The 12,940-nt window shown below is 76.6% G+C and carries 3 protein-coding genes; all 3 read left to right on the top strand.

What is annotated here, in order from left to right; translation table 11 throughout:
* Nucleotides 1-2 precede the first annotated feature (2 nt).
* From ACIQGV_RS00830 to ACIQGV_RS00840, 3 genes are read left to right on the top strand one after another with little or no spacing between them, the layout of a single operon-like run.
* Nucleotides 3-11,078: an SDR family NAD(P)-dependent oxidoreductase gene (locus ACIQGV_RS00830; RefSeq protein ID WP_402488525.1), complete on the top strand. Its 11,076-nt coding sequence runs from the start codon at nucleotides 3-5 to the stop codon at nucleotides 11,076-11,078.
* 51 nt (nucleotides 11,079-11,129) lie between these two features.
* On the top strand, nucleotides 11,130-12,059 hold the full coding sequence (locus ACIQGV_RS00835) for an ATP-binding cassette domain-containing protein (protein WP_402488527.1): 930 nt from the start codon (nucleotides 11,130-11,132) through the stop codon (nucleotides 12,057-12,059).
* On the top strand, nucleotides 12,056-12,853 hold the full coding sequence (locus ACIQGV_RS00840; RefSeq protein ID WP_402488530.1) for an ABC transporter permease: 798 nt from the start codon (nucleotides 12,056-12,058) through the stop codon (nucleotides 12,851-12,853). The genes ACIQGV_RS00835 and ACIQGV_RS00840 overlap by 4 nt, the downstream gene beginning before the upstream one ends.
* Nucleotides 12,854-12,940 lie beyond the last annotated feature (87 nt).

Consider the following 12,940-nt stretch of genomic DNA (forward strand, 5'->3'; position numbering starts at 1 on the left):
CGATGGCTGCTGACGAAGCAAAACTGGTCGACTACCTCAAGCGGGTGACGGCGAACCTGCACCGGACCCGTGAACGGCTGCGGGAGCTGGAGGCCGCCGGGCAGGAGCCCGTCGCGGTCGTCGCCATGGGCTGCCGCTTCCCCGGGGGCGTGCGCTCGCCCGAGGACCTGTGGGAGCTGCTGGCGGCCGGCGGCGACGCCGTCGGACCGTTCCCCGCCGACCGCGGCTGGGACGTCGAGGAGCTCTACGACCCAGGCACCACCGCCGTGACCCAGGGCGGTTTCCTCACCGGCGCGGGCGACTTCGACGCCGCCTTCTTCGGTATCTCCCCGCGCGAGGCGCTCGCCCTCGACCCGCAGCAGCGCATCACCCTCGAACTCGCCTGGGAGACCCTGGAACGCGCGGGCATCCCGCCGCTGTCCCTGCGCGAGGAACCCGTCGGCGTGTTCGTCGGCAGCGGCAGCCAGGACTACTACGACGGTGTCCCGCCCGCCCGGATGGCGAGCGTCGCCGACGACTACCTCAGCACCGGCACCGCCGCGTCGGTCATCTCCGGCCGCATCGCCTACTCCCTGGGGCTGGAGGGCCCCGCCGTCACCGTCGACACCGCCTGCTCCTCCTCACTGGTCGCGCTGCACCTGGCCACCCAGGCCCTGCGCCAGCGCGACTGCTCCCTCGCCCTGGCGGGCGGCGTGATGGTGATGGCCACCCCGTCGCCGTTCCGCGCCTTCGGCCGGCAGCGCGGCCTCGCCCCCGACGGACGCTGCAAGGCGTTCTCCGACGACGCCGACGGCACCGGCTGGTCCGAGGGCGCCGGGCTGCTCCTGCTGGAGCGGCTCTCCGACGCCCGGCGGGCCGGACACCCGGTGCTCGCCGTGATCCGCGGCTCCGCCGTCAACTCCGACGGCGCCTCCAACGGCCTCACCGCGCCCAACGGCCCCTCCCAGCAGCGCGTCATCCGCCAGGCGCTCACCAACGCCGGGCTGACCCCGGCCGACGTGGACGCCGTGGAGGGCCACGGCACCGGCACCACGCTCGGCGACCCCATCGAGGCGCAGGCCCTGCTCGCCACCTACGGCCAGGACCGGCCCGACGGCCGGCCGCTGTGGCTCGGCTCGGTCAAGTCCAACATCGGTCACGCCCAGGCCGCGGCCGGGGTCAGCGGCGTCATCAAGATGGTCCTCGCCCTGCGCAACGGACTGCTGCCGAAGACCCTGCACGTGACCCGGCCCAGCGGCGAGGTCGACTGGACGGCCGGCGACGTACGGCTCCTGGAGCAGGAGCGCCCCTGGCCCGCCGACCCCGCCCGCCCGCGCCGCGCGGGTGTCTCCTCCTTCGGCGTCAGCGGCACCAACGCCCACGTCGTGCTGGAGGAGGCCCCGCCGGAGCCCACCGGGCCGGACGCACAGCCCGCCCCCGGCCCCGACGCGCAGCCCGCACCGGAGGCCGTCGCCGGATCCGGGACGCCGTCCGCGCCCGCACCGCAGCCCACCGCGCCCGCACCGCAGCCCACCGCGCCCGAGGCGCAGTCCACCGCGCCGACCGCACAGCCCGCCCCCGGCCCCGACGCGCAGCCCGCACCGGAGGCCGTCGCCGGATCCGGGACGCCGTCCGCGCCCGCACCGCAGCCCACCGCGCCCGCACCGCAGCCCACCGGGCCGGACGCACAGCCCGCCCCCGGCCCCGACGCGCAGCCCGCACCCGCACCGCACGCCCCCGGCGCCGGTCCCACCGCCGGTCCCGAGGCGCAGCGCGCCGTGGGGGAGGCGGGCACCACGCCCTGGCCGGCCGGGGTGCCCGTGCCGTTGCTCGTCGGCGCGCACAGCGCGGACGCGCTGCCCGCTCAGGCCGAGCAGCTGCTGCCCCTGGCGGAACGGCTCACCGACGACCCCGGCCCCCTGCTCGATCTCGGGTACTCCCTGGCCACCACCCGCTCCCCGCTGCAACGCCGGGCCGTGGTCCTGGCCGACGACGCCGCGGCCGCCCGCGAGGGCCTCGCCGCGCTCGCCGCCCGGGCCGCCGACCCCCGGGCGGCGACGGGCCCGCAGACCCCCGGCCGGACCGCGTTCCTCTTCTCCGGCCAGGGCGCCCAGCGCGTCGGCATGGGCCGCGGACTCTACGAGACGTACCCGGTGTTCGCCGAGGCCCTCGACGGCGTGTGCGAGGCGTTCGCGCCGCTGCTGGACCGCCCGCTGCGCGAGGTGGTCTTCGAGGACGCGGACCGGCTGGACCGCACCGAGTACACCCAGCCCGCCCTGTTCGCCGTCGAGGTCGCGCTGTTCCGGCTGCTGGAGTCCTGGTCCGTCACCCCCGACGTGCTCATCGGCCACTCGATCGGCGCCCTGGCCGCGGCGCACGCCGCCGGGGTGCTCGGCCTCGCCGACGCCTGCGCCCTGGTCGCCGCCCGCGGCCGGCTGATGCAGGCCCTGCCCGAGGGCGGCGCGATGATCGCCGTCGAGGCCACCGAGGACGAGGTCCGTCCGCTGCTGACCGGCCGGGTGGACGTCGCGGCCGTCAACGGCCCCGCCTCCGTGGTGGTCTCCGGCGACGAGGACGCCGCCCGGGAGATCGCCGGACACTTCGAGGGACTCGGCCGCAGGACCCGGCGCCTGAGGGTGAGCCATGCCTTCCACTCACCCCGCATGGACGCCGTCCTGGACGACTTCGCCGCCGTCGTCCGCGGTGCCGACCTCGCCGGACCGGCCGTCCCGATGGTGTCCGACCTGACCGGACGGCAGGCGACCGCCGAGGAGCTGCGCAGCCCCGAGTACTGGGTGCGGCACGTCCGCGCGACCGTCCGCTTCCACGACGGCGTCCGCACCCTCCGGGAACTGGGCGTCACCCGCTTCGTCGAGGTCGGACCCGACGCCGTGCTGACCGCGCAGACCCGCCAGAGCCTGGCCACGGCCACGGCCACGGCCGCGGACGGCGACACGGCCGGCGGGGACGGGGACGGGGGCGGTGACGGGACGGTCGTCCTGCCCCTGCTGCGCTCCGGCCGGCCCGAGCCCGCCACCGCGCTCACCGCCCTCGCCCGGCTCCACGTCAGCGGCCTCGACCCCGACTGGGCGGCCGTGTTCGCCGGACACGGCGCCCGCCGCGTCGACCTGCCCGTCCACGCCTTCCGGCGCCACCGCTACTGGCTGGAGGAGCGCGGCGGCCAGGACGCACTGGCCTCCGCGGGCCTGCACGCCGCCGGGCACCCCCTGCTCGGCGCGGCCGTCGCCCTCGCCGGCACCGACGGGGTGGTCCTCACCGGCCGGCTCTCGCCCGCCCGGCAGCCCTGGCTCGCCCAGCACCGGGTGGGCGGCACGGTGCTGCTGCCCGGCACCGCCTTCGTGGAACTCGCCGTCCAGGCCGGCGACCGCGTCGGCTGCGGACGCGTCGAGGAACTCACGCTGAGCGCCCCCCTCGCCCTCCCCGAGCACGGCGGCGTACGGGTGCAGCTCGCCGTCGGCGCCCCCGCGACCGCGGGCGGCCGCCCCTTCACCGTGCACTCCCGGCCCGAGGACGCCCCCGACGACGAGCCGTGGACCCTGCACGCCTCCGGCACCCTCACCCCCGCCACCGGCCGCCCCGGCACCCCGCTCACCGTCTGGCCGCCCGAGGGCGCGACCGGGATCCCGCTCGACGGGCTCCACGACGACCTCGCCGCGACCGGCCTCGTGTACGGGCCGCTCTTCCGCTCGCTGCACGCCGCCTGGCGGTCCGGTGAGGAGATCTGGGCCGAGGTCCGGCTGCCCGCCGAACCACCGCACGGCGCCGAGGAGTTCGCCCTGCACCCGGCCGCGCTCGACGCGGCCACCCACGCCCTGCGCGCGGCGGGCGCCGGCGACGCCGACGCCGGCGGGGCCGGACTCGTCCCGTTCTCCTGGAGCGGCGTCGAACTCCACGCGAGCGGCGCGTCCACCCTGCGGGTGCGCTTCACCCCCGCCGGCCCCGACACCTTCGCGGTGACCGTCGCCGACGCGGCCGGCGAGCCCGTCGCCACCGTCGAGGCGAACGTCTTCCGCCCGCTGGACACCGCCGCCGTCACCGTCCGGCCGCCGCTCCACCAGGTGGGCCTGACACCGCTGCCGGACCTGCCCGGAACCGGACCCGCCCCCGAGACGGCCGAGTTCGACGACGTCGACCTCGCCGCTCCCGTGCCCGGCGTCGTCGTCCTGCGCGGCCCCGCCGGCACCGACGCGGCCGCCGTCCGCGCCGCCACCCGCCGCACCCTGCTCGCCCTCCAGGCATGGCTGGAGTCCGCGCACACCGCCTCCGCCACACTCGTCGTGCTCACCGCGGGCGCCGTCGCCCACGGCACGGAGCCGGTGAGCGACCTGGCGGGCGCCGCGGTCCGCGGCATGGTCCGCGCCGCCCAGGCCGAGCACCCCGGCAGGTTCGTCCTGCTGGACGTGCCCGCCGCCGACGCGGCCGCACCCCCGGACGCCGCCGTGCTGCGCGCCGCGCGCCACGGCGACGAACCCGAACTCACCCTCCGCGGCGGCGTCCTGCACGCCACCGCGCTCACCCGTGCGGCCCGCCCCGCCGCGGACGCCCCCGCCCTCGACCCCGAGGGCACCGTACTGATCACCGGCGCCTCGGGTGCCCTCGGCGGCGAACTCGCCCGCCACCTCGTCACCGCGCACGGCGCGCGCCGGCTGCTGCTGCTCGGCCGCCGCTCCGACGCCGTCGCCGCGCTGGCCGGCGAACTCACCGCCCTCGGCGCCCGGGCGGACACGGCCGCCTGCGACGTCGCCGACCCGGACGCCCTGCGCGCCGCCCTGTCCGGCGTACCCGCCGAACACCCCCTGACCGCCGTGTTCCACGCGGCGGGCGTCCTCGACGACGCCGTGATCACCGCCCTCACCCCCGAGCGGGTGGACGCCGTGCTGCGCCCCAAGGTCGACGGCACGCTCGCCCTGCACGAACTGACGAAGGACAGCCCGCTCCGTGCGTTCGTGCTGTTCTCGTCCGTCTCCGGTGTCCTCGGCGCACCCGGACAGGCCGACTACGCCGCCGCCAACGCCTTCCTGGACGGCTTCGCCGCCCACCGCCGGGCCCAGGGCCTGCCCGCCCTGTCGGTGGCCTGGGGACTGTGGGGCGAGACCGGCGGCATGGGCGGCACGCTCGGCGGGGCCGACACGGCCCGGCACACCCGCGCCGGACTGCCGCCGCTGTCCACGGCCGACGGCCTCGCCCTGCTCGACGAGGTCCTGCGCATCACCGCCGACCCCGCCGACCGCACCGCCACGACCGTCGCGGTCCGCCTCGACCACACCGCGCTGCGCGCCGCCGGCGACCGGGCGCCGAGGGCGCTGCGGCACCTGGCCGGCCCCGCCGCCCGCCGCAGCGCCGCCACCGCCGCGCAGGAACCGGACTCCGCCGGCCAGCTGCTTGCCGCCCTGCCCGCCGAGGAACGCGCCGCGGCCGTCCTGGAGCTGGTGCGCGAGCACACCGCCGCCGTCCTCGCCCACCCGTCCGCGGCCGACGTCGACCCCCGGCTGGAGTTCCAGCAGCTCGGGTTCGACTCGCTGACCGCGATCGAACTGCGCAACACGCTGACCGAGGCGACCGGGCTGCGGCTGCCCGCCACCCTCGTCTTCGACCACCCCACCCCCACCGCCCTCGCCGGGCATCTGCTCGACGCGCTGTCCGGGACCGGCCCCGCCGACGAGGCCGTCGTACGGACCGGCGCCCCGGACGAGCCGATCGCCGTCGTGGGCCTGGCCTGCCGGTTCCCCGGGGGCGTCAGCACCCCCGAGGACCTGTGGCGGCTGCTCCGCGAGGACGGCGACGGCATCGGCGACTTCCCCGCCGACCGGGGCTGGGACATCGACGGCCTGTACGACCCCGACCGGCGCCGCCCGGACACCACCTACGTCCGCGAGGGCGGATTCCTCCACGACGCCGGCGACTTCGACCCCGCCTTCTTCGGCGTCGCCCCCAAGGACGCCGCCCTCATCGACCCCCAGCAGCGGATCCTGCTGGAGGCGTCCTGGGAGGCGCTGGAGCGGGCCGGCATCGACCCGCGCTCCCTGCGGGGCAGCCGCACCGGCGTGTTCGCGGGCGTCCAGTACCACGACTACCTCGGCGCGGGCAGCAGCGGCTCCCTCGTCACCGGCCGGATCGCCTACACCCTCGGCCTGGAGGGCCCGGCCGTGTCCGTCGACACGGCCTGCTCCTCCTCGCTGGTCGCCCTTCACCTCGCGGCCCAGGCGCTGCGGCAGGGCGAGTGCTCGCTGGCCCTGGCCGGCGGGGTCACCGTGATGGCGACACCCGAGACGTTCGTGGAGTTCAGCCGCCAGGGCGGACTCGCCCCCGACGGCCGGTGCAAGGCGTTCTCCGACGACGCCGACGGCACGGCCTGGTCCGAGGGCGCCGGCCTGCTCGTCCTCGAACGCCTCGCCGACGCCCGCCGCAACGGCCACCCCGTGCTCGCCCTGGTCCGCGGCTCCGCCGTCAACCAGGACGGCACCTCCAACGGCCTCACCGCCCCCAACGGCCCCGCCCAGCAGCGCGTGATCCGGCAGGCCCTGGCCGCCGCCGGCCTCGCCCCCGGCGACGTGGGCGCCGTGGAGGCGCACGGCACCGGCACCCGGCTCGGCGACCCCATCGAGGCACAGGCGCTGATGGCGACGTACGGCCAGGAGGCCACGCCCGGAAGGCCGCTGCTGATCGGGTCGGTGAAGTCGAACATCGGGCACACCCAGGCCGCCGCCGGAGCCGCCGGCGTGATGAAGATGGTGCTCGCCCTGCGCCACGGCGAACTCCCGCGGACCCTGCACGTCTCCAGGCCGTCCGAGGAGATCGACTGGTCCGCGGGCCACGTCCGGCTGCTCACCGAGGCCGTGCCGTGGGAGCGCTCGGAGCGGCCCCGCCGGGCCGGCATCTCCTCGTTCGGCGTGAGCGGCACCAACGCGCACGTCATCATCGAGGAACCGCCCGCCGAGGAACCGGCCGCCCCCGACGAGGGCGGCCCGGCCGTGCCGTGGGTGCTGTCCGGCCGCAACCGCGAGGCCCTCGGCATGCAGGCCGAGCGGATGCTGTCCTACCTCAACGACGACCCCGACCGGCCGCTCGCCGACGTGGGGCACTCGCTGGCCACCGCACGCACCGCCCTGGAGCACCGGGCCGTCGTCGTGGGCCGGCGCTACCCCGACTTCCTGCGCGGCCTGATGGCCCTCGCCGACGGCGAGGACGCGCCCGGCCTCGTCACCGGATCCGCCCGCGCCGACGGCCGCACCGGCTTCCTGTTCTCCGGCCAGGGCTCCCAGCGCCCCGGCATGGGCCGCGAACTGTACGACGCGTACCCGGTGTTCGCCGACGCGCTGGACACCGTCTGCGCGGAACTCGACCCCCGGCTGCCGCGTCCGCTGCGCGAGGTGATGTGGGCCGAGGAGGGCACCGCCGAGGCGGCCCTGCTCGACGCCACCGAGTTCACCCAGCCCGCCCTGTTCGCGGTGGAGGTCGCCCTGTTCCGGCTGCTGGAGACCTGGGGCGTACACCCCGACGCGGTCGCCGGCCACTCCATCGGCGAGCTCGCCGCCGCGCACGTCGCCGGGGTGCTCGGCCTGGAGGACGCCTGCGCCCTCGTGGCCACCCGCGGCGCCCTGATGCAGGCGCTGCCCGCGGGCGGCGCGATGGCCTCCGTCGCCGCCGACGAGGACGGCGTACGCGCCGCGCTGACGGACGGCGTCGACATCGCCGCCGTCAACAGCCCCCGCTCCGTGGTGATCTCCGGCCCGGCGGACGCCGTCGACGCCGTCGCCGCGCGGTTCGGGCGGACCCGGCGGCTGCGCGTCTCGCACGCCTTCCACTCCCGGCTGATGGAGCCGATGCTCGACGAGTTCACCGCCGTCGCGGGCAAGGCGCAGTTCGCCTCCCCCCGGACCACGCTCGTCTCCACCGTCACCGGCGAGGCCGCCGACGACGCACTCGGCACCCCCGCCTACTGGGCCGGACAGGTGCGCAGCCCCGTCCGTTTCCACGACGCCGTCCGCGCGATGGCGGACCTCGGCGTCACCCGCTTCGTCGAGATCGGCCCCGGCGGCGCGCTCACCGCGCTCGCCCAGGAGACCCTCGCCGACCACGACGGGGACACCCTCGTCACCCCCGCCCTGGCCAAGAACCGGCCCGAACCGGAAGCCGTCCTCACCGCCCTCGGCCGGCTGCACGCCGACGGCGCGGCCGTCGGCTGGCGTGCCCTGTTCGGCGAGCGGCGCCAGGTCGAACTGCCCACCTACCCCTTCCAGCACAAGCGCTACTGGGTGGAGAGCACGACCTCCGCGGCCGGGCCCGACGAGCACCCGCTGCTCGGCACCCCGACCGAACTCGCCGGCAGCGACGGCCTGCTGTTCACCGGCCGGATCTCCCTGGGCACCCACCCCTGGCTGGCCGGCCACCGCGTCGGCGGCGCGGTGCTCCTGCCCGGAGCGGCCTTCGTGGAGACCGCCGTACGCGCCGGTGACGCCGTCGGCTGCCCGCGGCTGGCCGAACTCACCGTCGAGGCACCGCTGATCGTGCCCGACCGCACCGGCGTACGGCTCCAGCTCGCCGTGGACGCCCCCGACAGCACCGGCCGGCGGGCCTTCCGCGTCCACGCCCGCCCCGAGGGCGCCGACGCCCGCCTGCCCTGGACCCGGCACGCCTTTGGCGCCCTCGCGCCCGCCGCCGCACCCCCGTCCTTCGACCTCGCCCAGTGGCCCCCGGCGGGCGCCGAACCCTTCGCGGTCGACGGCATGTACACCGGCCTCGCCGAGCAGGGACTGGAGTACGGGCCCGAGTTCCGCGGCCTGCACGCCGTGTGGCGGCGCGGCGACGAGGTGTTCGGCGAGGTCGCCCTGGACACCTCCGCGGCGTCCGGCACCGACCGGTTCGGCATCCACCCCGCGCTCCTGGACGCCGCCCTGCACACCATCGGCTGCGGGGCGGCCGCGTCCGCCGAACCCGTCCTGCCGTTCTCCTGGGAGCAGGTGGAGCTGCACGCCGTCGGCACCACCCGGCTGCGCGTCCATGTCCGGCCCACCGGGCACGGCGTGGTCGCCCTGGACCTCGCCGACACCGCAGGCCGCCCGGTCGCCTCGGTCGGGTCGCTGCTGCTGCGGCCGCTGTCGGCGGCGGACACCCGCCCGGCCGCACCCGTGCCCGCCGCCGCGGCCGACAGCCTGTTCGCGCTGGAGTGGCAGCACCTTCCCACGGACTCCCTCCCCGCGGACCGCGCCTCCGAGGGCGGCCCCGGCGGCCCCGCCGGCCGGCAGCTCCTCGGCCCCGACCGCTGGGACCTCGCCGCCCTGCTCGACGCGCCCGTCGCCGCAGACCTCTCCGCCGCCTCCGCGCGGACGCTGATCGTGCCCGCAGGGCAGGACGACCAGGGCGCCGCCGCCGTGCACCGGGAGACCCACCGGATGCTCGGGATCCTCCAGGACTGGCTCGCCGACCCCCGCTCCGCCGACCGCACGCTCGTCGTGGTCACCCGGGGCGCCGTCTCCTGCGCGGGGGAGGCCCCGGCCGACCTCGCCGCGGCGGCCGTCGCCGGCCTGGTGCGCTCGGCGCAGGCCGAACACACCGGCCCGATCCTCCTGGTGGACCTCCCCGCCGGTGAACCCGCCCCTTCCGCACGGCTCCTGGCCGCCGCGCTCGCCTCGGACGAACCCCAGACGGCGCTGCGCGAGGACACCCTGCGCGCACCTCGTATGGTCCGCGCGGCGGCCGGCCCGGCCACCCCCGTGTGGGACCCCGACGGCACCGTCCTGGTGACCGGCGGCTCCGGCGCCCTCGGCACGGCCGTCGCCCGCCACCTCGTCCACACGCACGGCGTACGGCACCTGCTGCTGGCCGGCCGCCGCGGGCCGGACGCCCCCGGCGCCGCCGCGCTCCGCGACGAACTGGCCGCCGCCGGTGCCACCGTCACCCACGCCGCCTGCGACACCGCCGACCGCACCGCCCTCGCGGACCTGCTCGCGGCGGTCCCCGCCGGCCGGCCGCTGCGCGGGGTCGTCCACGCCGCCGGTGTCCTCGACGACGGAGTGATCGCCTCCCTCACCCCCGAGCGGGTCGACACGGTCCTGCGGCCCAAGGCCGACGCCGCGCTGAACCTGCACGAGCTGACCGCCGGCCACGACCTGACGGCGTTCGTGCTGTTCTCCTCGGCGGCCGGTGTCCTCGGCTCGCCCGGCCAGGGCTCCTACGCCGCCGCGAACGCCTTCCTCGACGCGCTCGCCGCCCGCCGCAGGGCCGCCGGACTGCCCGCCACCTCGCTCGCCTGGGGCATGTGGGACACCGGCGAGGACGGCATGGCCGGCCGGCTGGGCGCCGCCGGGAGCGGCCGGGTGGCGGACAGCGGCATCGGCACGCTGAGCGTCACCGACGGCCTCGCCCTCCTGGACACGGCCACCGGCCGGGACGACGCGCTGCTGCTGCCGATCCGCCTCGACCCCGCCGCGCTGGCCTCCCGCGCGGCGGGCGAACTGCCGCCGCTGCTGCGCGGCCTCGCGCCCGCACCCGCGCGCCGCAGCGCCGACGACGGCCCGGCCGACAGCGGCAGCCTGCGCGACCGGCTCGCCGCGATGGCCCCGCACCAGCGGATGCCCGCACTGCTCACCCTGGTACGGACCCACGCGGCCGGCATCCTCGGCCACACGGACTCCGCCGAGGTCGAACTCGACAAGCCGTTCAACGAGATCGGCTTCGACTCCCTGACCGCCATGGGCTTCCGCAACAAGCTCGTCCTCGTCACCGGACTGAAACTGTCGGCGGGCATGATCTACGACCACCCCAGCCCCCGCGCCCTCGCCGGGCACCTCCTCGCCGAACTGGCGCCCGCCTCCGGCGAGGAGGACACCGGCACCGGCACGGCCGTCCTGACCGAGGACGGCGTCCGCGACGCCCTCGCCCGGATCCCGGTGCCCCGTCTCCAGGAGGCGGGACTCCTCGACCGGCTGCTGGAGCTGGCCGGTATCGCACCGGGCGGCGTTGCCGCGGACGACCCCGACCGGAACAATCAGGGCCCCCTCGGCGCGGCGGAGATCGACTCCCTGGACAGTGAGGCCCTCATCAGCATGGCCCTCGGCGAGACCGGCCCCACGCCCTGACCGTCGCGCCCCCGAGCCCCCTCCGTACCACCGACGTCTGGAGTTCACCTGGTGACCGGCAGATACATGATCGAGGCGCGAGGGCTGCGCAAGTCCTACGGCGACCTGTCCGTCCTCACGTCGGTCGATCTGAGCGTCGAACGCGGCACGATGCTGGCGCTGCTGGGCCCCAACGGCGCCGGCAAGACCACCACCGTCCGGATCATGAGCACCCTGCTCGGCGCCGACGGCGGCACCGTCACCATCGGCGGCCACGACGTCGCCGGCGCGCCCCGCGCGGTGCGCCGCATGATCGGACTCACCGGCCAGGACACCGCCGTCGACGGACTGCTCACCGGCCGCGAGAACCTGGTCATGATGGGCCGGCTGTTCCATCTGGGCCGGTCGGCGGCCAGGCGCCGCGCCGACGAACTGCTGGAGCAGTTCCGGCTCGTCGCCGCCGCCGACCGCCCGATCAGGACCTACTCCGGCGGTATGCGCCGCCGGCTGGACCTCGCCGTCAGCCTCCTCAACTCACCGCCCGTGCTGTTCCTCGACGAGCCGACCACCGGACTCGACCCGACCAGCCGGCTGGAGGTGTGGGACACCATCAGGAACCTGATGGCCGCGGGCACCACCGTCCTGCTCACCACGCAGTACCTGGAGGAGGCCGACCAGCTCGCCGACCGGATCGCCCTCATCGACACCGGCCGGGTCGTCGCCGAGGGCACCGCGCACGACCTCAAACGGCAGGTCGGCGCCGAGCGCGCCGAACTCTCCCTCGCCGCCAGGGACGTGGCCGCCGCACGCGAGCTGTTCCCCGGCGACCTCCTCGACGACGACCGCACCCTCAGCGTGCCCGTCCACGGACCGGGCGACATCCGCGAACTGCTCAACCGGGCCGCGGAGAAGGGCCTGACCGTCGAGCGGTTCGCCCTCCACGAACCCACCCTCGACGATGTGTTCCGCATTCTGACCACCCACCGGGGAGACAAGAAATGACCCAGGCCGCAGCGGTGCCCGAGCGCTCGTCGTTCGCCCTGGCGCTGGAGGACTGCGGGGTGCTCGTCGGACGCAGCCTGCGCCATCTCACCCGCAGCGTGGACCAGATGATCCAGGCGGTCGCCCTGCCGGTCATGCTGCTCCTGCTGTTCCGCTACATGTTCGGCGCCGCCATCGACACCGGCGGACCCAGCTACGTCAACTACCTGATCTCCGGCGTCCTCGTGCTCAGTGTCGCCTTCAGCGCCTCCGCCACCGCCGTCGGCGTCGCGGGCGACCTGCAGAACGGGATCGTCACCCGGTTCCGCTCCATGCCGATGTTCGGACCCGCCGTCCTGGTCGGCCACGTCGTGTCCGCCACCCTGCGCAACATCCTGTCCGTCGGCATCGTGATCGGCGTCGGCTGGCTCGTCGATTTCCGGCCGAATGCCACCGCCGGCGAATGGTGCGCCGCGCTAGGGATCCTGCTGGTCTTCGTCCTCGCCGTCGCCTGGATCGGCACCCTGTTCGGCGTCGTCGCCGGCGGTGTCGAGGCAGCCAGCGGATACGCCATGATCCTGGTGTTCCTGCCCTACGCCAGCAGCGCCCTGGTGCCGTCCGAGGGCATGCCGACCGTGCTGCGCGTCATCGTCGAGAACCAGCCGTTCACCCCGGTCGTCGACGCCGTGCGCGCCCTGCTCATCGGCACACCGCTCGGCGACAGCGCCTGGCTCGCGCTCGCCTGGTGGGTGCCCATCCTGCTGCTCTCGGCCGGCTTCACCATGCGGGTCTTCCGCCGCCGACTCGCCAGGTGAAGCGGACGACGGAGACGCACCGCCCGGTCCTCCCGCCGGGCGGCGCGTCTCCGTCGTCCTCGTCACCGCTCGGGTCCGGACGCCGGA

Origin of the sequence: Streptomyces sp. NPDC093094, assembly GCF_044754345.1 — a bacterium.
GTDB lineage: Bacteria > Actinomycetota > Actinomycetes > Streptomycetales > Streptomycetaceae > Streptomyces.